This window comes from Pseudomonas sp. Pseusp18, from assembly GCF_059506005.1.
The window spans coordinates 2524060-2548303 of the sequence record NZ_CP169240.1 but is presented as its reverse complement, the minus strand read 5'-3'; the positions used below and the strand labels follow the sequence as shown (position 1 = coordinate 2548303).

Annotated in this window: 21 protein-coding genes and 4 pseudogenes; 19 read left to right on the top strand and 6 right to left on the bottom strand. The window is 55.3% G+C overall.

Annotation, left to right across the window (positions count from 1 at the left end; translation table 11 throughout):
• Window positions 1-39: 39 nt before the first annotated feature.
• The 10 genes from ACEN9A_RS11565 (at window position 40) to ACEN9A_RS11520 (ending at window position 9197) form a co-directional block, all read left to right on the top strand.
• Window positions 40-654, top strand: coding sequence for a TetR/AcrR family transcriptional regulator (locus ACEN9A_RS11565; protein ID WP_413386602.1), 615 nt, complete (start codon window positions 40-42; stop codon window positions 652-654).
• A 110-nt stretch (window positions 655-764) separates the two neighbouring features.
• The gene (locus tag ACEN9A_RS11560) at window positions 765-1583 is read left to right on the top strand and encodes an alpha/beta fold hydrolase (RefSeq protein ID WP_413386604.1); all 819 of its coding nucleotides are present in this window, start codon (window positions 765-767) and stop codon (window positions 1581-1583) included.
• Window positions 1584-1593: 10 nt separating this feature from the next.
• The gene (locus ACEN9A_RS11555) at window positions 1594-2382 is read left to right on the top strand and encodes a fumarylacetoacetate hydrolase family protein (RefSeq protein WP_413386606.1); all 789 of its coding nucleotides are present in this window, start codon (window positions 1594-1596) and stop codon (window positions 2380-2382) included.
• A gap of 34 nt (window positions 2383-2416) precedes the next feature.
• Entirely contained in the window at window positions 2417-3337 is a 921-nt protein-coding gene (locus ACEN9A_RS11550; RefSeq protein ID WP_413386608.1) for an acetaldehyde dehydrogenase (acetylating), read from the top strand.
• Between the two features lies 1 nt (window position 3338).
• A complete protein-coding gene (gene dmpG, locus ACEN9A_RS11545; RefSeq protein WP_413386610.1) occupies window positions 3339-4388 on the top strand; it encodes a 4-hydroxy-2-oxovalerate aldolase in 1050 nt (349 codons plus the stop codon).
• A 241-nt stretch (window positions 4389-4629) separates the two neighbouring features.
• Window positions 4630-5715 (top strand): DUF1214 domain-containing protein, encoded by a 1086-nt coding sequence (locus tag ACEN9A_RS11540; RefSeq protein WP_413386612.1) that lies wholly within the window; start codon window positions 4630-4632, stop codon window positions 5713-5715.
• Window positions 5716-5718: 3 nt separating this feature from the next.
• Window positions 5719-6906, top strand: a complete 1188-nt coding sequence (locus ACEN9A_RS11535) for a sulfotransferase family protein (protein ID WP_413386614.1) — start codon at window positions 5719-5721, stop codon at window positions 6904-6906.
• Window positions 6907-6927: 21 nt separating this feature from the next.
• Window positions 6928-7722: an SDR family oxidoreductase gene (locus ACEN9A_RS11530; RefSeq protein WP_413386615.1), complete on the top strand. Its 795-nt coding sequence runs from the start codon at window positions 6928-6930 to the stop codon at window positions 7720-7722.
• A 19-nt stretch (window positions 7723-7741) separates the two neighbouring features.
• Entirely contained in the window at window positions 7742-8224 is a 483-nt protein-coding gene (locus ACEN9A_RS11525; protein ID WP_413386617.1) for an SRPBCC domain-containing protein, read from the top strand.
• Window positions 8196-9197 carry an acetyltransferase gene (locus ACEN9A_RS11520; RefSeq protein WP_413386619.1) on the top strand — a complete coding sequence of 334 codons (1002 nt, stop codon included), beginning with the start codon at window positions 8196-8198 and terminating at the stop codon, window positions 9195-9197. The genes ACEN9A_RS11525 and ACEN9A_RS11520 overlap by 29 nt, the downstream gene beginning before the upstream one ends.
• A gap of 28 nt (window positions 9198-9225) precedes the next feature.
• Here the strand turns inward: ACEN9A_RS11520 and ACEN9A_RS11515 are convergent, their stop codons facing one another.
• A complete protein-coding gene (locus ACEN9A_RS11515; RefSeq protein WP_413386621.1) occupies window positions 9226-10395 on the bottom strand; it encodes a helix-turn-helix transcriptional regulator in 1170 nt (389 codons plus the stop codon).
• A 346-nt stretch (window positions 10396-10741) separates the two neighbouring features.
• Here ACEN9A_RS11515 and ACEN9A_RS11510 point away from each other — a divergent pair, with 346 nt between their 5' ends.
• From ACEN9A_RS11510 to ACEN9A_RS11500, 3 genes are read left to right on the top strand one after another with little or no spacing between them, the layout of a single operon-like run.
• On the top strand, window positions 10742-11089 hold the full coding sequence (locus tag ACEN9A_RS11510; RefSeq protein ID WP_413386623.1) for a VOC family protein: 348 nt from the start codon (window positions 10742-10744) through the stop codon (window positions 11087-11089).
• Window positions 11090-11141: 52 nt separating this feature from the next.
• A complete protein-coding gene (locus ACEN9A_RS11505; RefSeq protein ID WP_413386625.1) occupies window positions 11142-12113 on the top strand; it encodes a flavin reductase in 972 nt (323 codons plus the stop codon).
• Between the two features lie 23 nt (window positions 12114-12136).
• Entirely contained in the window at window positions 12137-14083 is a 1947-nt protein-coding gene (locus tag ACEN9A_RS11500; RefSeq protein WP_413386627.1) for a pyrroloquinoline quinone-dependent dehydrogenase, read from the top strand.
• Here the strand turns inward: ACEN9A_RS11500 and ACEN9A_RS11495 are convergent.
• Window positions 14047-14274 (bottom strand): hypothetical protein, encoded by a 228-nt coding sequence (locus ACEN9A_RS11495; protein ID WP_413386629.1) that lies wholly within the window; start codon window positions 14272-14274, stop codon window positions 14047-14049. The genes ACEN9A_RS11500 and ACEN9A_RS11495 overlap by 37 nt on opposite strands.
• Window positions 14275-14648: 374 nt before the next feature.
• Between ACEN9A_RS11495 and tnpA the strand changes: the two genes are divergently transcribed.
• The 4 genes and pseudogenes from tnpA to ACEN9A_RS11475 form a co-directional block, all read left to right on the top strand.
• A complete protein-coding gene (gene tnpA / locus ACEN9A_RS11490; protein WP_047739255.1) occupies window positions 14649-14981 on the top strand; it encodes an IS66-like element accessory protein TnpA in 333 nt (110 codons plus the stop codon).
• A complete protein-coding gene (gene tnpB, locus ACEN9A_RS11485) occupies window positions 14978-15313 on the top strand; it encodes an IS66 family insertion sequence element accessory protein TnpB (protein ID WP_047739254.1) in 336 nt (111 codons plus the stop codon). Before tnpA ends, tnpB begins: the two co-directional genes overlap by 4 nt.
• 81 nt (window positions 15314-15394) lie before the next feature.
• The gene (tnpC, locus tag ACEN9A_RS11480) at window positions 15395-16963 is read left to right on the top strand and encodes an IS66 family transposase (RefSeq protein ID WP_413386631.1); all 1569 of its coding nucleotides are present in this window, start codon (window positions 15395-15397) and stop codon (window positions 16961-16963) included.
• 109 nt (window positions 16964-17072) lie between these two features.
• Window positions 17073-17333 (top strand): annotated as a pseudogene (locus ACEN9A_RS11475) (IS66 family transposase); the annotation flags it as partial.
• 35 nt (window positions 17334-17368) lie between these two features.
• On the opposite strand, the pseudogene ACEN9A_RS11470 reads toward ACEN9A_RS11475, so the two are convergent.
• The 4 genes and pseudogenes from ACEN9A_RS11470 to ACEN9A_RS11455 all read right to left on the bottom strand — a co-directional run.
• A pseudogene (locus ACEN9A_RS11470) lies at window positions 17369-17533 on the bottom strand (methyl-accepting chemotaxis protein); the annotation flags it as partial.
• Window positions 17534-17656: 123 nt separating this feature from the next.
• Window positions 17657-18376, bottom strand: a pseudogene (locus tag ACEN9A_RS11465) (PAS domain-containing protein); the annotation flags it as partial.
• A 607-nt stretch (window positions 18377-18983) separates the two neighbouring features.
• Window positions 18984-20360, bottom strand: a complete 1377-nt coding sequence (locus ACEN9A_RS11460; protein WP_413386633.1) for a DUF1329 domain-containing protein — start codon at window positions 20358-20360, stop codon at window positions 18984-18986.
• A 21-nt stretch (window positions 20361-20381) separates the two neighbouring features.
• Window positions 20382-21944: a DUF1302 domain-containing protein gene (locus ACEN9A_RS11455; RefSeq protein ID WP_413386635.1), complete on the bottom strand. Its 1563-nt coding sequence runs from the start codon at window positions 21942-21944 to the stop codon at window positions 20382-20384.
• Window positions 21945-22259: 315 nt separating this feature from the next.
• Here ACEN9A_RS11455 and ACEN9A_RS11450 point away from each other — a divergent pair.
• Both ACEN9A_RS11450 and ACEN9A_RS11445 read left to right on the top strand, forming a co-directional pair.
• Window positions 22260-23351: pseudogene (locus ACEN9A_RS11450) on the top strand (HAMP domain-containing protein); the annotation flags it as partial.
• Window positions 23337-24209, top strand: coding sequence for a methyl-accepting chemotaxis protein (locus ACEN9A_RS11445; protein ID WP_495688589.1), 873 nt, complete (start codon window positions 23337-23339; stop codon window positions 24207-24209). The pseudogene ACEN9A_RS11450 and the gene ACEN9A_RS11445, both read left to right, overlap by 15 nt.
• Window positions 24210-24244 lie beyond the last annotated feature (35 nt).

The following is a 24244-nucleotide window of genomic DNA, read 5'->3' as shown; positions in this document are numbered from 1 at the left end:
CGTCGCGCGCCCAATACGGATAGGCACACGGAGGCTTTTTTGAATAAACGTGAACAACAAAAACAGGCCACTCGCCAAAAACTTATTACCGCGGCCCGCGAGCTGTTCATCGAACAGGGTTTGCAAGTCAACGCCGCCGATATCGCGTGCGCTTCGCAGGTAAGTCGGGCGACGTTTTACCTGCACTTCACGAGCATCAACGAACTATTGCAGGTGCTGACAGAAGAGATCTGGATCGGCGCCAACGACTTGTACGTACGCTTCAGCCTTTTGCCCGATTGGAGTCGTCAAAGCCTGCACAGCTGGTTACTCGAAGTGAGTGACGCATGGCAGCGGGACGCAAAGCTGATGGGATTGCTGGTGGACTATCGCCAGGATGAAATGCGTAGCGAGTACCATCGCTACCTCCACGAATACACAGAAATTCTGACCTCTGCGCCTGAGCGCTGGGCACACATGAGCCCGGAAGAAGCCAAACAAAGAGCCTTCCTGCTGATCGTTCAATTGGAGGCATGCATGCTCGAATGGGTCGTTCGCGGCTGGCCAGCTTCGGCCGATGTCATGCTTCGGATCCTGGCCGATATATGGCACTCCACCCTCCTCCCGCCCCCCCCGCGAAACCCACTGAAGCTGCACTGCCAAAGAATAGTCTGAACAGACGATGCCCCAAACCGGGTGCGCATTGAAGATGTCGTTGACGGTGAAATGACCACTCGATCTTGAGCAGGTACACGCTACCAACGGACTAACCCATGGCGCCCCAGATGACTCCTATTCCATCGGCCAAGCAGCTACGCACCCCCAGCGGACTGGACATCCACTATCAAGACGAAGGCCAAGGTGAAACCCTGGTGTTCATTCATGGCAGCGGTCCGGGCGCCAGTGGCTACAGCAATTTCCAGGGAAACTACCCCTGGTTCAATGAACACGGTTACCGGACGCTGGTTCCTGATCTTCCTGGTTATGGTTTGTCGTCCAAACCGGAAGACGTGGAGTATGTGCTGGACTTTTTCGTCAGTGCCCTGCATGAGTTCCTGCAGGCACTGGAGGTACAGCGCTGCGTGCTGGTCGGTAATTCACTGGGCGGCGCGATTGCACTCAAATACGCTCTCGATTTTCCCTGGCACGTTAGCAAACTGATACTGATGGGACCTGGCGGACTGGAAGAGCGCGAGGTGTACTTCCAAATGGAAGGCATCCAGAAGATGATGAGCGACTTTGCCGACGGAGCCCTGGATCGCGAAGGTATGCGCCGCCTGCTCTCGATTCTCGTTTATGACCCGTCACTGATCACCAACACGCTACTGGATCAACGTGTGCCGATTTGCGCCCTGCAACCCAAGAGCGTGCTCTCGACCATGCGCGTGCCAAATCTGAGTGAGCGCCTCGGTGAAATCACCTGCCCGGTGCTTGGCTTCTGGGGCAGTGACGATAAGTTCTGCCCGGCCAGCGGCGCGTTCAAAGTCCTGACGCATTGCCAAAACGCACGCTTTGTCCTCGTCAACCGCTGCGGACACTGGGTTATGGTCGAGCACCGCGACCTTTTCAACCGGACCTGCCTCGACTTCTTGCAAAACGCCTAAGGGACTCACCATGGACCAACACCTCATCAGTGAATTGGGTGACGAGTTGTACGCCGCGCTGCGCACGCGCAAGACACTCTCCCCGCTGACGACGCGACAACCTGAGATCTGCATCGATGATGCCTACCATATTTCCTTGCACATGCTGCAACGGCGTCTCGCGGCAGGAGAACAACTGGTCGGCAAGAAGATCGGCGTTACCAGCAAAGCCGTACAGGACATGCTGGATGTACATCAACCAGACTTTGGCTTCTTGACGGATACCATGCACTACCCAAACGGTGCCCGCATCAGCCTCAGTCAATCCGGCCTTATCCAGCCGCGAGCGGAGGGTGAGATTGCCTTCATCCTCAAAGAGGACCTCCCCGGCAACGTCACGCGTGAAGACGTATTGGATGCCACTGAATGGGTGCTGCCGTGCTTCGAAATCGTCGACTCACGGATCACTGATTGGAAAATCCGCATCCAGGACACCGTGGCGGACAACGCTTCATGCGGCGTGTTCGTACTCGGCAATCAGCGCACCGCACCGCGCGAACTGGATCTGGCCAGCGTCCGTCTCGATCTGTTGCGCAATGGAATAGCCGCGGGTTCCGGACTGGGGAGCGCCGTCCAGGGCCATCCCGCCGAAGCGGTGGCCTGGCTGGCCAACACCCTGGGGCGCTTCGGCATTCCATTTCGAGCCGGGGAAATCATCTTGTCAGGGTCTCTCGCTCCGCTGGTACCGGCCAGCGCTGGTGACAGCTTCGAGCTCACCATTGAAGGATTAGGCGCAGCTTCGGTCAGTTTCATCGACTGATGACCGTCCCCCATCACGTTTCTGGAGATGTAACATGAAAAAAATCAGATGTGCAGTGATCGGCCCGGGCAACATCGGCACCGACCTACTCTATAAACTGAGCCGCAGCCCTGTGCTAGAACCGGTCTGGATGGTGGGCATCGATCCCACATCCGAAGGCCTGGCACGTGCTCGCGAGATGGGCATGAAGGTCACGGACCGTGGCGTAGACGGTCTATTGCCTCATGTACTCGAGGACGGTATTCAAATCGCCTTCGACGCCACGTCAGCCTACGTGCACGCCGAGAACTCGCGAAAGCTCAACGCGCTGGGCGTATTAATGATCGACCTCACCCCAGCCGCGATCGGACCGTATTGCGTACCACCGGTCAACCTGCGCGAACAGGTCGGACAGCGGCAAATGAACGTGAACATGGTGACGTGTGGCGGTCAGGCGACGATCCCGATGGTCGCCGCGGTCTCGCGGGTACAACCGGTCACCTATGGTGAAATCGTCGCGACCGTTTCCTCTCGCTCAGTCGGCCCCGGCACCCGCAAGAATATCGATGAGTTCACCCGCACCACTGCGGGCGCCATAGAACGTGTCGGTGGCGCAAAGCAAGGTAAGGCGATCATCGTCATCAACCCGGCAGAACCGCCGATGATGATGCGCGACACCATTCACTGCTTGACTGAATTCGAACCCGATCAAGCGGCGATCATCGCTTCGGTAAACGCCATGATCGCCGACGTGCAAAAGTACGTGCCGGGTTATCGCCTCAAGAACGGTCCGGTATTCGATGGCAATCGCGTGTCAATATTCATGGAGGTCGAGGGGCTGGGAGATTACCTGCCCAAGTACGCTGGAAACCTGGACATCATGACGGCCGCCGCAGCCAGGACTGCAGAGATGTTCGCAGAGGAAATCCTCAACGGTAACTTGAACCTCGAACCCCAGACCGCGCTGGAGGCCTGACATGAACCTGCAAGGCAAGAAAATCATTCTGCACGACAACACGCTGCGCGATGGCATGCACCCCAAACGTCACCAGATCAGCCTCGAGCAAATGCGTGCGGTCGCCCGCGGCCTGGACGATGCCGGCATGCCGCTGCTGGAAGTCACTCATGGCGATGGCCTGGGCGGTGCGTCAGTGAACTACGGCTTCCCAGCCCATACAGATGAGCAGTACCTGAGCGCAGTCATTGGCGAACTTAAACACTCCAAAGCTTCAGCCTTGCTGCTGCCGGGCATTGGGACGGTCGATCACCTGCGCATGGCTAAAGACCTGGGCGTACATACGATCCGCATTGCCACCCATTGCACCGAAGCCGACGTCTCGGAGCAACACATCGCCTTGGCTCGCAAACTGGAAATGGACACCGTGGGCTTTCTCATGATGGCGCACATGGTCAGCAGTGAGCAGTTAGTGACCCAGGCCAAGCTGATGGAGTCCTATGGCGCCAACTGCATCTATACCACCGACTCTGCCGGCTACATGCTCCCCGAAGACGTGACCGAACGCATTGGTGCACTGCGCGCAGCGCTTAAACCGGAAACCGAAGTCGGCTTCCACGGTCACCACAACATGGCCATGGGCATTGCCAACTCGCTGGCCGCCATCGAAGCCGGCGCGGTACGTATAGACGGTTCGACCAATGGTCTGGGCGCTGGAGCGGGCAATACGCCGCTGGAAGTGTTCGTTGCCGTGTGCAATCGAATGGGCATCGAAACCGGCGTCGATCTTTACAAAATCATGGACGTTGCTGAAGACATCGTACTGCCCATGATGGACCACATGGTACGCATCGATCGCGACTCGCTGACATTGGGCTATGCCGGGGTTTACTCATCTTTCCTGTTGTTCGCCAAGCGCGCTGAAGCCAAATACGGTGTCAGTGCTCGGGATATTCTGGTCGAGTTGGGCGCTCGTGGCATGGTGGGCGGTCAGGAAGACATGATCGAGGACACCGCCATGGACATGGCGCGCGCCCGCAACCAAGCACCAGCCAACGCAAAAAGCGCCTGACCTCCCTCGGACTCAGCGCTCCCACGCAGGCGCTGAGTCCACCTTGTTTTCCTCCAATCGCCATCCCCCAATTCGCTGCATTCCCGGGTAAGCGTCCCGAATGAATATGCCCCTGAAAACAATCACGCCACCGCGCAGATAGTTAGTCCGAAAGGACGATGAGCATACTTGACAGGTTTTCTACTCTGCGGACATACCAACCAGATTAGAGGAAGCCCGCGTGGAGGACCTGACAGAAGCAATGAGTGAACATGCCCGAACCTGGGCGCTGTACTGCGACACTCTCAAGCGCGCAGGTCTGCAACTTCAACGCCGGGAGGCGCCTCAAGACGACTTTAACCAGGCCGAAGGCATGCGTTATCTGAGTCGTTTGGCGCGCATCGGTCTGGAGATGTTTGTCGAGGCCGGTGATGAGCTGTTTCCGACGTTTATGGTGCCCTCCCACGAGACGGCAAAGATCGGCGCCGATAATCCGGACATGGGGTACCTGGCCGCCCGTATCAATGGTCAGTACACCTACAAGGTCAGCGGGACACGAGGAACAGCCGCATCGATCAACTTCAGCACCAAACGCGGTGGCTACGACAAGTCCGGCAAGCTGGAGCCTGGTGGTTTCATCGACAGCAACAGCCTGACGTTCACAGAGAATGGCAGTTTCGAACTCCTCGTTAGTCAGCACCCGCAACCGGGCAACTGGCTAAAAATGGCTCCCGACAGCATCCAGTTATTGATACGACAAGTATTTCTTGATCGAGCCAACGATAAGCCGGCCCAACTGAAAATCGAACGCGTTGACGTCGATGGTCAACCATTGCCGATCAGCCCCGAGAAGCTGTGTAACAACCTCGTTCAAGCAGCCCGTTTTGTTGAAAACACTGCTACCACCTTCGCCAATTGGGCGCAAAGCTACGAAAGGCACATTAACCAGTTGCCTCCCGCGGACCAGGCGCTCTGCCAATCCGTCGGTGGTGACCCGAACATTTTTTATTACCACTCGCGCTGGCAATTGACTGAAGACGAAGTCCTGGTCATTCACCTGGATCGCATACCGGACTGCGAGTACTGGAACATCCAGCTCAACAACTACTGGATGGAATCGCTGGACTACCGCTACTTCCGAATATCACTGAATCAGCACTCCGCCAGGCAAAACCCTGACGGCAGCGTAACGCTGGTGATCGCTCATCGTGATCCGGGCATCCCAAATTGGCTGGAAACCGCAGGCCATCACGACGGCACGCTGTGTTTTCGCTGGATAGGCGCAAAAGAACAGGTTCATCCCCGTACTCGCGTGATGCAACTCAACGAATGGCTACAAGGACTCTAAGACATGACGACCCCCCTACCGCTGGATGCCGACGCTCTGCTCGCCGAGGCGATTGCTCGCAATAACGGCCTGAACGATTTCGGCGACCCGAGCTTTCGCGAAGGTCTTGAGGTGCTGCTGACCTCTATCAAAAAAGATGGCCAACTAAGCAGTGGGGGCAGCCAGATGTTCGCTGAGCGCCTGGTCGAAAGCCTGGGCTCGCGTCTGGTGCTGGAAAGCTACATGCAGCAATACCCTGAGATTCTCAATGAGGAAATTGCAGATCCAGTGGTCATCGTTGGTCTGCCGCGCACCGGCACCACCATGCTGCATCGTGTTCTGGCGCGGGATCCACGTTTTTACACACCCGCTTGGTGGGAAGTACGATACCCGGCGCCACTGGCCAGTGCTGAGGCCGGAAAACCAGACCCCCGGATTGCCTTGGGCAAAGCGGAAGTCAAGATGATGATTGAGGCGATGCCGGAGCTGCTGACCATGCACCCTCTGGACGCCGAGTTATGTGACGAAGAAGTGGTACTGATGGAGCACTCATTCCTGAGTGCCATGTACGCCTATGCCAACGTCCCCGATTACACCGAATGGCTCGGCCGTCAGGATCAGACGCCGGCTTATGTGTACCTGAAGAAACAGCTGCAGTTCCTGCAATGGCAGAAGCGTCAACGCGGGGAAGTCGCGCAACGCTGGGTCCTGAAGGCACCGCACCATACCCATGCCATGGACACGCTGTTCAAGGTTTTCCCAGGCGTCAAAGTCATTCAGACCCATCGCGACCCGCTGGAAACTATCCCATCGATGAGCAGCTTTGCTTACACCATTTGGGGCGTCTACAGCGACAAGGCCGATCCTAAAAAAGCGGCCAGCATCTGGTCAGCGAAATTCGCCAAGGGTCTGCGCGATGCGCTGGCCGTGCGAGACAGCCAACCCCAGGACCGTTTTCTCGATGTTTGGTATCTGGACGCCGTAGCTCGCCCTCTTGAAGTCATCAAACTCATCTATCCCTTCATCGGCGTCGAGCTGACACCTGAAGTCGAGCAGTTGATGCAGCAATGGCTGTCTTCCAGCAGCCGGGATAAACGCGCGCCACACGAATACTCCCTGGTGAAAATGGGATTGACCAAGGAACAGCTCGAACTCGATTTCGCCGCCTACCGTGAGCGCCACATACTCCCGCGCCTGGAGAAGAGCGCGTAAACCTCGTCAAGGACTGCCAACATGATCTTAAAAAACAAAGTTGTAGTGATTTCGGGCATAGGTCCAGGTCTTGGCGTAAAACTGGCCATTGAGGCCGCCCGTGCGGGCGCACGTGGCGTGGTGCTGGCGGCGCGGAGCATGGCCAAGCTTGATGACGCGCAGTTGCGCATCAACGCTTTGCAGTTGCCATGTGAAGTGCTCAAAGTGCCGACCGATATTCTCGATCCCGACCAATGTCGCAACTTGGTAGAGCAGACGGTCGCGCATTTCGGTCATTTGGACTGCCTGGTCAATAGCGCCTACAACCCCGGCAACGTCATGGACAACTTGCAAAACGCCGGCACCCAGGGATGGCAAGAAATTTTCCAGACCAACGTCTTCGGCACCATGAATCTGGCGCTTGAGGCGGCCAAACAGATGAAGCTCCAAGGCGGCGGCGCCATGGTGATGATCAACTCACTGGTAACCCGCAAGCCACTGGTTGGCCAAGGCGGGTATGCCGCGTCGAAAGGTGCCTTGGCAACCGCTGTGAAGTATCTGGCGCAGGAATATGCCCCGTTCGGCGTGCGGGTCAACACCGCGGCGATGGGCTGGATGTGGGGCACACCGGTTGAGCAATACATGCAACACATCGAGCGGGAACAGGGCGTCAGCGTGCAAGAGCAAGTTTCGGCTGTGTCGGTCAATATCCCCATGGGGCATATACCGACAGACGACGATTGTGCAAAGGGTGCGCTGTTTCTGGTATCTGACTATGCCAAGGCCATCACTGGCGCCTGGCTCGACATCAATGGCGGCGAGTTCATGGCGCCCTGAGACACTACGGAGATGAATCATGAGCAAGGCTGAAAATATTGTCACATCCGTGGCGGTCGAGATTGAGGCGCCTGCTGAGTTGGTCTGGCAGATCCTGGTGGACCTCCCAAAGTACGACCGTTGGAATCCTTTCACGGTAGCCGTTGAATCAAGCTTGGAAATAGGCGCCCCGGTCCATCTCTACATTCCAGACCCGGCCAAACCGGGTGCGCGTATATGCGTCGTGGAGCATCTCGTTGCATATGAACCCAATCAATTGCTGTCCTGGGAGCAACGACCGACCGCGGACTCCAAGGATGCTGCTCGGCGTGACCAGTACATACAGAGCTTGGGCCCCGAACGTTGCAGGTACTACACCACGGATATTTTCCTGGGCATCAATGCTGACTCAATCATGCAAACCTTCGGACCTTGGGTGAAACAAAGTTTCGATGCCGTCGCCAATGGCTTGAAACAGCACGCTGAGGCGCTGCATGTCGCAAGCAAAGCAGCAAACCGTTGAGGATTTCAGGATGAATGTGATTTATGCCTTCAATGGCGACGCAGACGGGCTTTGCGCACTTCAGCAGTTACGCCTTGCCGACCCGAGGCAAGCGAAACTGGTCACTGGGGTGAAGCGCGACATCAAGCTGCTGGATCGAGTCATTGCCGACGAAGGCGATGAGGTCATTGCCCTAGACGTTTCCCTGGATACCAATCGTGCAGGCCTGAGCAGGCTACTCGACAGCGGAGCCTACGTTCAGTATTTCGACCATCACTTTGCGGGTGAACAACCCGACCATGAACGCTTCACATCGCATATCGATACGGCGAGCGATGTATGCACCAGCATTTTGGTCGATCGTTATCTGGGCGGTGCTTATCACGCCTGGGCCATTGCAGCAGCCTTTGGCGACAATCTGCCTAAAGTAGCTAACACAATGGCGGCCGCGGCGGGCATCAACGCAAGCGCTCGAGCGACCTTGGAAAAGCTCGGCATCTACCTGAACTACAACGCCTACGGTGAGAGCCTGGAAGACTTGCACTTCGACCCTGCATTGCTCGCCGAAGAAATGCTTCCCTACAACGACCCACTCGAGTTCGTCCGTAATTCAAAAGCATTCGCCGCGCTAAGCACCGGTTACGAGGCCGATATGGAGCTCGCTCGCCAGCTACAGCCTGTACGCCAGGGAGCGGCCTCATCGATTGTCATGCTCCCGGACGAAGCCTGGGCCCGCCGGGCTATTGGGGTATTAGCCAATGAGCTGATGCAGGCTCAACCCGGGCACGCCATCGCCATTTTGTCGCCAAAATCCAGAGGCGGTTTCACCGTGAGCATCCGGGTGCCTACCAATAGCAGTTTGGGCGCTGATGAGTTCTGCAGAGCGTTCCCCACCGGTGGAGGCCGACGAGGGGCCGGCGGCATAAACGAGTTACCGACTGCAGAGTTCGATCGTTTTGCCGACCTTTTCGAAACACGGTTCACGGCCTCGTGAGAGGCCGTTATTCAAAGGACAGGTACCACTAATCGTTGTTGGGTGTGATGCTGCCCAACAACAAACGTACTAATGCCGTTTGACGCGTTACCCCTGTCTTGGAAAAGATCGAACGCAGATGCGCCCGCGCCGTGTTCTTACGAATATTGAGGTCATCTGCCGCTTCTTCCAGGGTCATCCCGTCAGCCAGCAACAGGGCCAGCGCCGCCTCGGCGGGGGTCAATTCGAACAGCGATTGAATCACATCGGGGGAAGCCTGAGATTTGTGTTCAGGATCGCGTAGAAACACCATCACCGCTGGCCGATGCCGGCCCTCCGACCATTCACTCAACGGTACCGATCGTATTGCCACGCCATATTTGGCTAAGCCGGAGGGGCGGGTAATGGACATCGCTTGCGGGAGATTGGTCGCATTTTCCAGCGCTGTCCGAATGAATTGCTGAAGTGCACGATTTTCCGCCGAGTACTTGGCCTCCAATGTCCCGTTCGAAAGATGGATGCCATCATGAGCCCGAAGAATTTCCTCCGCTACTTTGTTGGTTTTCATGATGGTTCCCGTCTCATCGAACACTACGGTACCCAACATCATGCGATCCACGGCGCCGGCATACAGGCGTCGTTCGGACTCAATGTGATCAAGCCGGGAATGGAGTTCAATAGAGCGTTTCAGGTGTGGCAGTAACGCCTCACACACCGCACGATCCCTATCTGAAAACGGTTGCGACGCATGACTTCGACAAACACGGAACCGGCACTCGGAGCCATCTTTGGTATAAATATCGAACCCCAGCAAATAGCGTATATCGTAAGGTTCGACGAACTGCTTGTAGAAGTCACTTGTGTGCCAATCGCCGGCACCGATCATCTCCTCCACCGTTAGCACCTTGTCGGCCGGCAGGCCTACGAAGGGATCGAGGGTAAAAGCGGTGCGACTGGAAAATTTTCCTTGCTCCATGAAGGGCCCCTTGGGGCCGGCGTTGATAATCAACGCATCATTTCTTTCCGAAGCAGGACGCAAGATCAACGTGACCCAATTTGCATCCAGAAGGTCGCGCAAAAAATTGAGTGAGGTGGCCCAGGGCAGCGTCTCCAGGGGCCCTTCGTAAATAAGTGAAATCAGCTCGTTAAACTTTGCTGGGGCCATACGGCTACGTGAAAAAACGTCAGAGTTGGCACCTCCATCAGGTTGTTCACTCATGTCGGCAGATTCACAGGTGGGGGGACAAACGTCACTGTGCAATACAGGTTCAGGCCAAACGAGTCTCATGCTTCTCTCCCCGCTTATTTTTATTGTGGAGTTCAACAGATCTGTTGACGACGTACCGTCAAGATGCTTGCGATCCTACCTCTTCAAATCCTGCAGAAGAAATGCTAACTGAAATGTAGACACCCCGCGCACAGCGGCAATCGTTCATTTGGACGATGTGATGTCCGGCAGTCATAGGGTGAAAAATCGACAGCCACGTCGCAGGCTAGTCCCATCGGACGATGAATTCCAGTGAGCCCCCCCGTAGGCTGAGGTTATCGCCGCTGGAGTGAGTACCATGAAGCTCAAATCTCTGTTGTTACCCGTGACAAACCTTGAATCAACCTTGAACCTGCTTCAGGACACACTTGGCCTGGCGCTTAAATTTCGTGACACCGATCGCTATGCCGCGTTCCTGCCTACTCCGCTGAGCCTCACGTTGGCCAGCAAAACCGAGCGCATTATTGATAAACCTGCTTTGGTCATCGAGGTCGAGCAAGGCATTGAGCTTCTGATCGAGCGCTTGACCGCCGCTGACGTTCTCGTTGTGCAACCGATCGAGAAAGGTCCACATGAATGGCGCGCCGTCCTCGAACCGATCAACAGCGCATTCCAACTCGTCGTCACACAAAAGCTGGTCAGCTGACCCCTCCTTCGCGCTCATCACTTTGACAAGAACAAGATCCGTGAGGCCTATCATGAATGCTAAAACTCAGTTCGATCCCCGCGAATTCCGCAGTGCGCTAGGTACATTCACCACGGGCGTGACTATCATTACTGCCAGTGCAACGGACGGCACCCCTGTCGGCATTACTGCCAACAGCTTCAACTCGGTTTCACTCGATCCCCCCATGGTTCTGTGGAGCCTGGCCAAATCCTCTCGTAATCTGCAAGCATTTGAAACCAGCGAATACTGGGCCGTACACATCCTCTCCGCTGAGCAGGAGGCCCTGTCGAACCGCTTCGCAAAAAGCGGCGAAGATAAGTTCAGCGGCGTCGATATCGTCCGCGGCCTGGGCGGCGTGCCCTTGCTTAATGGCTGCTGCACTCGTATGCAATGCAAGACTTCCTTTATGTATGAAGGTGGCGATCACATAATTTTCGTCGGAGAGGTCATCGAGTTCGACCACCAGCCTGTTGCTCCACTGGTATTTCAAGCCGGGAAATACGCCGTGGCAACACGTAAAAGCGCTGCGTTGTCCATGGCGCAGGGTGCTGATGTGGACTCAAGCTTCAGCGAAGACTTCATTGGCTACCTCCTCGCACGCGCCCACTTCCAGTTCTACAGCCAGATTCGTCAACACGCTCTGGGCTATGGTTTGAACGATACAGAATACTTTTTCTTGAGCGTACTCAGCGTCAAGGATGGACGCAGCCTTGAAAAACTCAATAGCCTGTTTTCCTACACGGGTTTCGAGGCCACCGAGCAAGTCCTTGAAGGGTTACGCGACAAGGGCTTCGTGCGGATCGAGGACACTACCTGCTACCTCACAGACGTCGGCCGTGACTCGACCTTGCGTATCATTGCCGCAGCCAAAGCCCTGGAGGCGGACGTACTCGACCGTTTCGGCTATTGGGAATCCGTCTCCCTGAAAAACCTGCTTAAACAACTCATCATTCAAACCGACCCGGGTCTTGCACACCCGTGGGATGACAACATCAGCGCCTGAACACTTAAAACGGGATGCCGCGCATGCGCCTTATTTTCGACCCGTCCATCAGGCAGCGCCTGGCTGTTGCAGGCCTGATGTTGCCGTTAGCGAGCATGACGCTTGCAGGCACTCCCGCAAACGACCAGTGGCCGCATTACGGGCGCACCCAATCGGGCACGCGCTTCGTGCCCACCACCCAAATCGGTCCGGAAAACGTACAGAACCTTCAAGTAGCGTGGACGTACCAAACCGGTGACCTGGCAACGCAAGACCCGAAGAACCTGCCAGCGTTTGAAGCCACACCACTGAAAGTCGATGACAGCCTTTATTTTTGCACCCCGCATAACATCATCATCGCGCTAGATGCAGACAGCGGCAAAGAACGCTGGCGGTTCGACCCAAAGACCAACACCGAAGGACACTATCTAGTGACCTGCCGAGGGGTGGCCTACCACGTCGAAAATTCAAAAGACAAGCCACCTTCAGCGTGCCCGACGCGCATTCTCGCGGCCACCCTGGATGGACGGTTGCTGGCTCTCAATGCCAAGACCGGCAAGCCGTGTACCGATTTTGGTAACAATGGCACTGTCTCGCTGCTCGAGCGCCTGGGCAGCGTTACGCCGGGCTTTTATAGCGTTACCTCCCCGCCCACCGTCGTAGGTGACAGGGTGATCATTGGCGGTCTGGTGCTGGATAACCAGTCCACAGATGTTCCGGGTGGAGTCGTCCGGGCTTTTGATGTCCACACAGGCATGGAGGTATGGAACTGGGACTCCGGCGCCATCGAGGCCGGTCAGCCTGACAAACCTTACACCCGAGGTTCAGCCAATGCCTGGTCAGTGTTCAGCGCAGACCCACAGCTAGGTTTGGTCTACATTCCAACGGGCAACCGCTCGCCTGATTACTTTGGTGCAGAACGCAGTCCGACAGAGGAGCGCTATAGCAGCTCGGTTGTTGCACTTGAGGTGAGCACTGGCAAAGTTCGCTGGGCTTTTCAGACCGTTCATCATGACCTCTGGGATTATGACGTAGCCTCTCAACCGGTATTGACAGAATTCAATGGGTTGCCCGCGCTGATCCAAGCCACCAAAACCGGCCAGTTGTTCGTCCTCGATCGCCGTACTGGCACGCCTTTGAGCAACGTAAGTGAGCGTTCCGTGCCTGGTGGGGCGGCCCCCGGTGACCATACTTCGCCCACACAGCCGTTTTCAAGCGATATGCCGTCTCTGCACCCCACGTCGTTAACGGAAGAGGATATTTGGGGACTGACGCCACTGGACCGCTTTTTGTGCCTTCGCGAGTTCCGACGTTACCGCCATGAAGGCATCTTCACGCCACCCTCTCTACAAGGCACTATAAATTATCCGAGCAACCTTGGCGCTAGTAGCTGGGGCAGTGTCGCGGTGGACGAGCAGCGTCAAGTCCTTATCGCCAACACCAACCGCATCGCCTCCATTGTCAAGCTCATCCCCCGTGAAGAGTCAGATCGACAGCTAAAGGCAGGAATAGTCCAGTACAACCCCTCATTTGGCACCCCGTATGCGGTACAAAATACCCCGTTTCTTTCGGTGCTAGGCATACCCTGCACCGCACCGCCATGGGGCGTATTGAGCGCTATCGACCTAAAAACCAAACAACGCCTATGGGAGGTGCCCCTGGGCACAACTCAGGATAATGCCCCGCTCGGTATCGTCCTGGAACTCGGAATGCCAAATCAAGGTGGGTCTATCGTCACGGCCAGCGGCCTGGTTTTCATTGCTGCAGCCACCGATAACTTTTTGCGTGCTTTTGAGACTAAAACGGGCAAAGAACTGTGGAAGGCTCGTCTTCCCGCAGGCGGTCAAGCCACGCCTATGAGCTACGTCTCAGCCAATGACGGACGCCAATACCTGATCATCGCCGCTGGTGGACACGCCCATATGGGCACCGCTCTGGGCGACTACGTCATCGCCTACGCATTGCCGAAGTCCGGCGCGTCAAATGAATAGTCCATTTGGACGATTCCGAACAAAACAAGCCGACGTACCCTGCAGAAGAGGAAGTTTGTAGCCGAAACGAACAGCCCACCTTCACGATTGCTTTTGCAGACTGGAGCCACCATGAAAACAAAAATAAGAACCGAGAACATGTTAGTCGTTTTGTTATCGATCACCGCGCTGGCGATGACGTTGACGCTCATTGAGTCGCGTATCAACCGTCATCCCAGCAACAACTATGCGATCTGCAATTACGCATCCCCAGGCCCTGGTCAGCTGTGCATTACGCCTTCGCAAATCAATTTGACCGGTCTATTCCATTAACTCTGACTGTTGCATCTTCCATTCTGGTTCGAATAGATCTTGTCTCCGAAGGCCCTTTCACCTGTGAAAGGGCCTTGCCAATACCGCCCCTCCTCCCAGAGCCGACCTGTTGATGTCTTGTATCAGCGCGCGGTGCCCGGCCTATGCATTCGTATCCGTCCGGCCAATACACCTTCCCGACTCAACCGCCGAAGACCATGGTGTCCACCTAATTTAAGTGGACACCATTTCTGGCCCATTAGGCGGACTCCTCATGCACCCACAGCGCCGTTCCTACAGCAAATCCTTCAAAGCCCAAGTCATTCAAGAGTGTGCTGAGCCCGGCGCCTCCATCGCGAACATCGCGTTGGGCTACAACCTCAATGCCAACCTCGTCCACAAATGGATACGTCTGCACACACAGAAAACCACGGCGCTTCAGCCAGCGTTTATCCCGCTGCACACCCAGATGCTCTCGGCCGGGTCACAGGTTCATCCTTCCAGCATTTGCCTTGAAATCCAGCATCCGCGCACGCCCATCAAAATGAGTTGGCCCGTCGACAGTGCTGCCGCCTGCGCAAGCTTTCTTCGAGAGCTACTACGGTGATCCGCATCGACACCGTCTGGCTCGCGACGGAACCGATGGACATGCGCGCAGGCACAGATACCGCGATGGCCCGCGTGATTTCAGTGTTCGGTGCGGCGCAGCCGCACTGTGCTTATCTCTTCGCCAACCGCCGCGCCACCCGCCTGAAGGTTTTGGTGCATGACGGGCTGGGTATCTGGTTGGTGGCACGCCGGCTCCACCAAGGTAAGTTCGCTTGGCCAGGAACTCGGCACGGCACGCAGATGGAGCTGAACGCTGAACAGCTGCATGCCCTGATACTGGGCCTGCCCTGGCAAAGAGTCGGCCCCGGAAATGCTATTTCCATCCTCTGACCTGAACAGTGCCCCATCCGGCAGCGCAATTGTCCGATAAGCCTGTCGTCGTGCTTAGGCTGATCTGGCAAGATCGGCGGCATGACTTCGATTCCCGACCTCGACCAACTGAACCCTGAACAACTGCGTGCCTTGGCTGCGCAGTTGCTGCAACGCGTCTCGGCGCTCGATGAGCAAGTCGAGACAATGGGCAAGACGGTTCAGGTCATGGACAAGAAGATCCATCATGACAAGACGCTGATCGAAAAACTCAGCCACGAGATTGCCCAGCTCAAACGCTTCAAGTTCGCCAAGCGCAGCGAGCAGATGAGCCCAGAACAAGCTAGCTTGCTCGATGATCTGATCGATACCGATATTGCCGCCATTGAAGCTGAACTTGAGTCATTGCAGGTAACGCCAGCGTCGACCCAGGAAAAACAGAAACCCAAGCGCCGCGCATTACCACCAGAGTTTCCCCGCACTCTGATCCATCACGAACCGGACAACACCGAGTGCGCCTGTGGATGTGCCCTTGAACGCATCGGTGAAGATGTCAGTGAGAAGCTTGATTACACGCCGGGTGTCTTTAGCGTCGAACGCCACATCCGAGGCAAGTGGGTCTGCAACCGTTGCGAAACACTGATCCAAGCCCCGGTGCCGGCACAGGTCATCGACAAAGGTATTCCAACTGCCGGCTTGTTGGCCCACGTCATGATCGCCAAGTTTGCCGACCACCTGCCGCTGTATCGTCAGGAAGCCATGTTCGGCCGGGCCGGCCTGGCTATCCCGCGTTCGACCCTCGCTCAATGGGTTGGCGCTTGCGGTGTGCAGTTGCAGCCATTGGTCGATGCGTTGCGCGAGGTCGTACTTGGGCAGCCGGTTGTTCATGTCGATGAAACGCCAGTGCAGATGCTCATGCCGGGCACCAAGAAAACTCACCGTTCCTACGTCTGGGCTTACGCCACCAGCCCGTTTTGCGAAACGTCGGCGGTGGTTTACGACTTCAGCGTCAGCCGTGCCGGCGAACATGCACGCAACTTCCTGCAAGACTGGAAGGGCAAGTTGGTCTGCGATGATTTTGGCGGCTACAAGGCCAGCTTCGAACTCGGCGTTACGGAAATCGGCTGTATGGCCCATGCGCGGCGCAAGTTTTTTGAACTACATGCGACCAACAAGAGCACGCTGGCTGAGCAGGCCTTGCGCTACATCCAGCTGCTGTACGAAATCGAAAGTGAAATTAAAGATCTGGAGCCGGATTTACGCCGCCGAATACGGCAGGAAAAGGCGGGTCCAGTGATGGATGCGCTGCATGCCTGGATGGTTGCCCAGCGCGATATCGTGCACAACGGTTCGGCCATCGGAAAAGCCCTGGATTACAGCCTGAAACGCTGGGCAGCGCTGTCGCGCTACCTTGATGACGGGGCGGTGGCCATCGACAATAACTGGTGTGAAAACCAGATACGCCCGTGGGCTCTCGGTCGTAAGAACTGGCTCTTTGCTGGATCACTTCGCAGTGGCAAACGCGCGGCTGCAATCATGAGTTTGATCCAGTCGGCTCGGAACAACGGGCATGACCCGTATGCCTATCTCAAGGATGTGCTGACGCGCTTGCCGACGCAGCGGGCCAGTGAGATTGCGGAGCTGCTGCCGCATCGGTGGTGTCCGGCTTAGTTGTGCAAGACGGGTTGGCCGGACGCTTACATGCATTCGCCACACGAGACGTGTTGGATCGCCCACGACCCACTCGGATCAAGCCAACATTCGACATTGCTCCACAGCGTTCGCCGACCATTTACCGCTGCACCGGGAGGAGAAGTTTTTTGTAGAGCCGGGCAGGCGATTGCTCGCTCAACAGCAGCGCAATGGGTCGGGCAGACCGGAGTGCAACTCCAACCTCTGTTCGATACGCTGCGTGAACAAGTGTTGGCCCAGGGTGTGAACCACGCCGATGAGCTCCCGGTTCAGATGCTCGCGCCGGGCGAGAAGAAAACTCACCGCGCTTACATCTGGGCCTACAGCACCAAGGCGTTTTTCGCCCTCAGTAACCTGACATTGCCGGAGTATCGCTACTCAGCGAGCAATCATCCCAGCAGCTTGTTCAGTTGCCTCAGTGGTACGTGTTGCAAGCTTGCGAACCTCGTCGGCGACCACGGCAAAACCGCGCCCGGCTTCTCCGGCGCGCGCAGCTTCGATCGCCGCATTCAAGGCCAGAAGGTTTGTCTGGCTGGCGATGCTCTGGATCGTGCCGACAATTTGCGATAACTGGGCGATGTTGGTTTCCAACTTCCGCTGATGCTCCACCTCCGTCATTCGCAGCGCTTCCTGCTCATGCTGCAGGTTGATGTCCACCAGCGCGCCCACCACACGCAGTGGCGCGCCATGCGGGTCTCGGCGGGTCTGACCGCGAGCCCGGAACCAACGATATTCGCCGCTCTTCATCTTCAATCGATATTCGATGTCAAAAGGCGTTTTCCCTGACCTGTCAGTCAAGTGCGCACCAAAAGCATTGAGGCTTCTCTCTTTATCTTCCGGATGCAACCGGGATGCCCAGCTATCTAAGACGTCAGGAAACTCTTCGACCGTTTCAAAACCAAGCAGCTTTCGGAACTGAGGCGACCACCAGAAGGGGTTCTTTGGATTCACTGGGTCTCCGGCAATCACTTCCATATCCCACAGGCCATCGGAAAGCATCTCCCTGGACAGTTCAAAGCGGGTGATGATTACGTCGTGTTCCTGATCGCGCTCCAATTGATCATGAATATCGCGCAGCGAGCCTGCTACCCGAATCGGCGTGCCAGCTTCATTGCGCAGTGTTTCGCCCTGAGCGTGAAACCAACGATAGGAACCATCCTTCATGGCTAGTCGATTTTTGACCTTGTAGGGGGTGTGCCCGGATTTGTCGTTGAGATGACGGGCAAAGGCGTCAAGTGTTGCCTGCTTGTCCTCTGGATGGAGGCGATCCGCCCAACTGGCCAGAACATTTGGGAAATCACGTTCGTCCTTGAAGCCAAGTAGGCTGCGGAACTGCTGCGACCACCAAAAGCGGTTTTTTGGATTAACGGGATCGCCAGAAACCACCTCCATGTCCCAAAGCCCCTCACTGGAAGCTCGATTCACCAAATCGAACCTGATTTGGTGGGTTGCGGCGGAAGCTGCTGACTCGCGAATTACCTCGAGCGCATCTTCAAGCTGGCTTTCAAGTTGGCTTATGCGTAATTGAGATTCACGATTCGAAGATTCCAAAACACTCCAAGCATCAAGGATTGCCGGAGCCTCTTGGCAGCCTTTGACATCAGGTACCTCGCCGCTTTTGATCGCGCCGATGAGTTGCAGAAGGGCATAACGATCACGACGCAAAAAAGGAAAATTGGACATGTTTTCAGACTCGATCAGCGTGACGGGCCGCATCCATGGCACCTTGAGATATATATCGACATCCATGGGAAAAACTTTAAAATTTTGATGTATAAAGGCTGTCGCTTCCGCTCAAAATACGTGACCTTGATCGTCCTTAATACTGGAGTTCGTAAAGTGTGTTACCTGAACACTTACCCTACTCCCTCGCCTCCTTACACTGGGATCTGGTAGGAGACTTTCCCGGACGCTTACACCAATTCCGGATATCCACACACAAAAAAGGCCCTCCATTATCGGAGAGCCTTCCGTTGTACCTGAGATAACCTACAGAGATTTAGCGACCTGCCCCACGCAGCATGTCGGGAGAGAATTGCGACTCGGTCAGACTACCATCATCCACCAGCGTGACTGGTTTCTGTTCGGTGGTCAGGCGATCGGCAATGTAGGATCCCGACACCAGGTCATGGTACACGGCCAAATGGGGCCAAGTAACTTGGGCATCGAAGGCGTACACAGTGTGGTTCATGACGGTACGCCAGAATTGCCCACGGGCATCGTAATTGTCCCCCATCAGCGGCACCCAGGTGTCCTCATCAATGTACATGACGCGCTTGGGATACAGATGCCGGAAACCCGGCTTTAGCTCAGCCTCGACAACCCATACCCGATGCAGTTCGAACCGTGTGTACGCTGGATTGATATGCCCTTTATCCTTCAGCAAATCAGCGTACTTAAGTTTCGGATCGAGCAACTTGTACGTATTGTAAGGGACGTAAATCTCGCGTTTACCGAGCATCTTCCAATTGTAGCGCTCGGGAGAACCATTAAAGACCTGCCCCTCATCCAGCGTGATATAGCCTCCTGGACCAGGTTGGTCGAATCCGTAGTTAGGCAGTTGTCGAACACGTCGAGTACCTGGACTGTATTGCCAGACATCAAGAAAGTCCGACTTATAATTATAAGGCACCCGAGCATACGTCAGCGTTCCCTTGTCACGCTGGGGTACAAGCTTTTCGCCATAACTCCACGCAGCGCTCCCGGTCGTTTCCACTCGATTCTTGGGGTCGGCCTTGCTGAGTACTATCTTGTGAAACTCCCGCGCCCAAGAAATGCCGCCACTTGGATTCACAACTGCAGTATCGAAGGTTCCGATCTCACGAGGTGAAGCAGCAGGCACCGTCATATTCCATACAAGTTCGAGACCGCTTTTTGGAATAGGAAAAGGGGAACTACCGTTGGTCGCCTTTATACCTAAGCCTTCGTCAACCAACTCAGCCGTAGCAGCATTCTTCTTCGAGACATCACAAATCCATTGCGGAAAAGCCCAGTCCCGATGCGATTGATAGACCGGCAGATTGAAAGTGTCCGGATATTTTTTCAGCAGCGCTTTTTGCCCGTCGGTCAATCTAGCCGCATACTGCTCCATATTGCTGGCGGTGATGGTATAGAGCGGCTTCTCATCCGCGTAAGGGTCGGTGTACGGAGTACCGGTTCCCGCATAAGCAAGACCCGGAGGCTTACCAAGCCACTTGCCTGAGTACTCAGGAATCGTCCCCTCGGCATTACCTGCCTTCTCCGCCCCTTGGCAGGTCAGTTCGTTGCCTAGCTTGGCCGCCTCTTCGGCAGGGACCTTGGCCCACACATTGGCGCTGACAAAGCATGTCATTGCCAAGCCACAAGCGGCCGCGCCCACATAAGATCTGCTGAACATCTTTATGCCCTCTTGTAACGTTCAGAAACTGTATTTTGCGTTAAGTGTGACAAAATCTCGGTCCGCCAGTTGACTCGCATCTTCGGCATGACCCAAAAACATATTGTACTTAACGCCAATCTCCAGATTATCGAGATAAATCAAACTGGAGCCAATACTAAGGCGTTTATCACCCTCATTAAGTAGCCCACTGCTTTGTATGACGCCGCTGCCTTTCACACCTTGGTTCCAGGCAATTGGCACACTCATATCCCAACCATCAAAGACACCCAAATAACGATTGATGTAGGCAAAAGAATAACCCCACCCGGTACGAGTAGAAGAGGCTAGGCTCGTATTCTTGGTGCTGGCCCCATAAGGGTTGCTATCCAAATCAATCAACTGTTGCGCAATCACTTCCGCCAGCACAATAACTTGGTCAGACATGAAGTTTGGGCCAAACGAACCATACACGTTGGCCTGTGCCTGCAGCGCATCACCTCGAACTTGTTGGGGCAAGCCAGAAGTATTCACTTGCACCGGCAGACCTTGATAATAACCTACCTCCCCGCCTAAACTGTAATCACCTAACCGTGTTGAAACACTCATGGCCGTAGCTTTGATATCTTCAAAGTACTTCACATGGTAGGAACTCCCAGAAGGATCAAAAACTATTGAAGGCGTTTTACTGTGATAGTTGATGTGATAGAAGCCCAGCTCAGTGGAAGGGGTTACCCGATATCTAGTGCCAACGCCCCACTGGCCTGAATCACGCGCGTCCTCCGTTGACGTCCGCGGAATAGAAACGCCAGGTGCAAAGTACAACTTCTCGGAACCAGGACCAATCACATCGGTAGAGAACAGGTAGTCGCCGGTTGGTGACAGCTCCGTCGGACGGAAGCGGAACTGCGAATAAGCGACGAGCGACCAATCCTGGGTGATGTTCCACTGGCCAGAGACCGCCTCTGCGCCAAGCAGAACATCCTTGGTTTCAACCCCAGGGATGTTGCTCTTGGACGCATCCGCGCCGTTCTGCCCACCAGAAATACCTGGGAAAAAAACGTTTTCCCCCCAAGCAACCAAATGTTTTCCCAGCTTTGCACTGAGCTTACTCTCGCCCCCCAAATCCCAAGCTCCATACGCGTAAGCATCGAGCATAACGGTACGGCTACCGTCCCACTTGCGCGTCTCCGAGCTGAATTCGTCGGCATCACCATCATGGTTCAACGTGCTTTGCGAGTTATTGTCAGTCGAGCCTTTATAGACCGCGTCATAAAACGTACTGCCTCGCAGGAACAGGCCATAGTTATCTTTATGTAAATCTGATTCGACCAGTAAACTCAGACGATTGGTAGTCAAGCTGCCTCGGTCAAAATTTCGATCAGCATCATCAGCGTTCAGTTGACTGAGAACCCTTCTGGATTGTTTCTCCGTACGAACGCCAATACCATAGTTGGCTGTCAGCGTGTAATCCATGCTGATGCCATTGGCAAAATCTATTGTCTCGCCCGCAAAGCAGCTGATACTGGGTAACGCTAGGGAAACGAATGCCGCTGACACAGGCACTCGGGCCAGCGTACCAAGAACCTTTGGTGAAATTTTCATCTTGCTGCGTCCTCTTATTGTTGTTGATCGCAACGTGCGGTATCTACCTACTGCGAGTATTCCCTCCTACTCTCCAGTAACCTAAATTTTGCCATTCTCACGAACATCGTCTATTCGGACTATTCCCAAAAGTAAAAATATCGCGATCGGCTAGTCCATATGGACGAGGCACAACAGAGCAGCAACTGTTAATTTGAGGATGGGGTAATGCTAACTTGGCCAATGCTATTGCAAGCCTCCTATGGAAAGGCGCTTTCCTCGTATCCAGCAGCAACGCTAACTGCCATATCTTAAAAATAATAAGGAGCATTCAAAATGCTAGGTGTTGCCTCTCGTGCCTGTGCCAACTTGGCTGTGGGCAAAAAGCTGTTGTTTGGATTTGGCATGGTGCTTGGATTGACGTTAACCGTAGCTATAACCGGTTTATATGCAGTCAACGCTATTATCCAGAGGCACACGCGGGCGGTGTTGCTCACCCAAGTCAATGCCGAAATTCTGCGGACACGCCAAGCAGAGAAAGATTTTGCTCTGAGCCGGAATGCAGGATCGGCACAGGAGGTAAACACTCGCCTTGATAAGGCGACCCGTCAGCTCAGCGACCTGAACGCAGTCGGTTCCGAGAATCCAAACCTAAAGAAGATGACTGATGCGGTTGTCAGCTATCGGCAACAATTCCAGGAGTACGTTACGCAAGTGGCGAAGGCTCAAACTGCGCGTAATGTCATATCAGAAGACGCCAATGATGCGCGTCGGCAGTTCGAAGTCATTGAGCAGGACATGTATAACGCCGCCCGCGACGAACAATTGGCCAAAGACATACTGCGCGGTGGTGACCCTCTGTCGTTGGCCGAGAGTGCCTCAAAATTGAGCAAGTACATGCTCGACCTGCGCAGCAATGAAAGTCTCTTTATCATCGATGGGACGCAAGAGGCCTTGGACAGCTGGGGACAGGTCAACGACGAGCTTCAAGCTCAGGCACGCAATCTCTCGGTCTGGCTGGGCGAGGACCAGATGCACGCACTCGACGGTGCGCTGGAAGCATTGTTTCGTTATCAGCAAAGCTTCGAGAATTACCATCAGGCACGGGTGGATAGCAAGGCCATCGAAGCCAGGTTGATTGAACGGGCACAAACAGTCACCGCGCTGAGTGAAGAGGCCCTGGTAACAGAAGAACAAGCCATGCACACCGATAGCCAGCAGGTTTTTGTATTGCTCGCCGCCATGACGTCCTTTGCAATTGTGCTTGGTGTCTGCGCCACATTGATCATTTCTAGATTGATTGTTACCCCCCTGCTGCAAACGGTCGCGTTCGCCCAGAAGGTCGCCGCAGGCGATTTGCGACAAAATCTGAACGTTGAGCGTACCGATGAACTTGGACAGCTGTTGACGGCCATGCAAGACATGATGCTCAGTCTACGGAAGCTGATCGGGAACATTGATAAAGGCGTAGGTCAAATCGCCAGTGCATCCGAAGCGCTTTCGAGTATCACCGCGCAAACCCGTGAAGGGGTGTTGATACAAAAAACAGAAACCGAAAGCGCGGCTTCAGCTATCCAGCAGATGAGCATCACCGTTCAAGAGGTCGCTATCAACGCCGAACGTGCGTCTCGAGCCGCCTATGAGGCCGACGAAGAGGCCCGTAATGGCGATCGGGTCGTGCGCGAAGCCGTCGCACAAATTGATCATTTGTCCTTGGGGATCGAACACTCCGCTCAGGCAGTCCAGCAATTGCATCAGGAAAGTACCCAGATCAATACAGTACTGGAAGTCATTCGCAGTGTTGCCGAACAAACTAACCTGCTGGCGTTGAACGCCGCGATTGAGGCGGCTCGAGCCGGCGATCAGGGCCGAGGATTTGCGGTGGTGGCAGATGAAGTTCGCGCATTGGCGAAGCGCACCCAGCACTCGACGCAAGAAATCGAAATACTGATCACCACCCTCCAGCTGATGGCGCAGCAGGCAGTCGTTGAAATGGAGAGCAGTCGCAAGCTGACGCAAAGCACAGTCAGCCTCGCCAGCCAGGCCAGTTCGGCGCTGGGACGCATTACGCAGTCGGTCTTCATCATTAAGCAGATGAATCAGCAGATCGCGTCCTCAGGCGAGGAGCAAACCGCGGCGGCCGAATCTATCAGCACTTGCATGATTCAGGTACGTGACATTGGGGACAAAAGCGCGTCCACAAGTGAAAAGACCGCTATATCGAGTGCTCGTCTTGCAAGCTTGGGCGGGGAACTCAAAGGACTGCTGAAACAATTCCAAATCTGAGCACCAGGAGACTTATACGACTGGCTAACCGCTGG

Bases quoted from the DNA above. Each gene is read 5' to 3' on its own strand.
- ACEN9A_RS11500 (WP_413386627.1), top strand. From the start codon at position 12,137: ATGCGCCTTATTTTCGACCCGTCCATCAGGCAGCGCCTGGCTGTTGCA.
- tnpC (WP_413386631.1), top strand. From the start codon at position 15,395: ATGACTTCGATTCCCGACCTCGACCAACTGAACCCTGAACAACTGCGT.
- ACEN9A_RS11530 (WP_413386615.1), top strand. From the start codon at position 6,928: ATGATCTTAAAAAACAAAGTTGTAGTGATTTCGGGCATAGGTCCAGGT.
- ACEN9A_RS11505 (WP_413386625.1), top strand. From the start codon at position 11,142: ATGAATGCTAAAACTCAGTTCGATCCCCGCGAATTCCGCAGTGCGCTA.
- ACEN9A_RS11460 (WP_413386633.1), bottom strand. From the start codon at position 20,360: ATGTTCAGCAGATCTTATGTGGGCGCGGCCGCTTGTGGCTTGGCAATG.
- ACEN9A_RS11520 (WP_413386619.1), top strand. From the start codon at position 8,196: ATGTCGCAAGCAAAGCAGCAAACCGTTGAGGATTTCAGGATGAATGTG.
- tnpA (WP_047739255.1), top strand. From the start codon at position 14,649: ATGCACCCACAGCGCCGTTCCTACAGCAAATCCTTCAAAGCCCAAGTC.
- ACEN9A_RS11540 (WP_413386612.1), top strand. From the start codon at position 4,630: ATGAGTGAACATGCCCGAACCTGGGCGCTGTACTGCGACACTCTCAAG.
- ACEN9A_RS11550 (WP_413386608.1), top strand. From the start codon at position 2,417: ATGAAAAAAATCAGATGTGCAGTGATCGGCCCGGGCAACATCGGCACC.
- ACEN9A_RS11535 (WP_413386614.1), top strand. From the start codon at position 5,719: ATGACGACCCCCCTACCGCTGGATGCCGACGCTCTGCTCGCCGAGGCG.
- ACEN9A_RS11555 (WP_413386606.1), top strand. From the start codon at position 1,594: ATGGACCAACACCTCATCAGTGAATTGGGTGACGAGTTGTACGCCGCG.
- ACEN9A_RS11510 (WP_413386623.1), top strand. From the start codon at position 10,742: ATGAAGCTCAAATCTCTGTTGTTACCCGTGACAAACCTTGAATCAACC.
- ACEN9A_RS11495 (WP_413386629.1), bottom strand. From the start codon at position 14,274: ATGAGCGTCAACGTCATCGCCAGCGCGGTGATCGATAACAAAACGACT.
- ACEN9A_RS11525 (WP_413386617.1), top strand. From the start codon at position 7,742: ATGAGCAAGGCTGAAAATATTGTCACATCCGTGGCGGTCGAGATTGAG.
- ACEN9A_RS11515 (WP_413386621.1), bottom strand. From the start codon at position 10,395: ATGAGTGAACAACCTGATGGAGGTGCCAACTCTGACGTTTTTTCACGT.
- dmpG (WP_413386610.1), top strand. From the start codon at position 3,339: ATGAACCTGCAAGGCAAGAAAATCATTCTGCACGACAACACGCTGCGC.
- ACEN9A_RS11445 (WP_495688589.1), top strand. From the start codon at position 23,337: ATGCAAGACATGATGCTCAGTCTACGGAAGCTGATCGGGAACATTGAT.
- ACEN9A_RS11455 (WP_413386635.1), bottom strand. From the start codon at position 21,944: ATGAAAATTTCACCAAAGGTTCTTGGTACGCTGGCCCGAGTGCCTGTG.
- ACEN9A_RS11560 (WP_413386604.1), top strand. From the start codon at position 765: ATGACTCCTATTCCATCGGCCAAGCAGCTACGCACCCCCAGCGGACTG.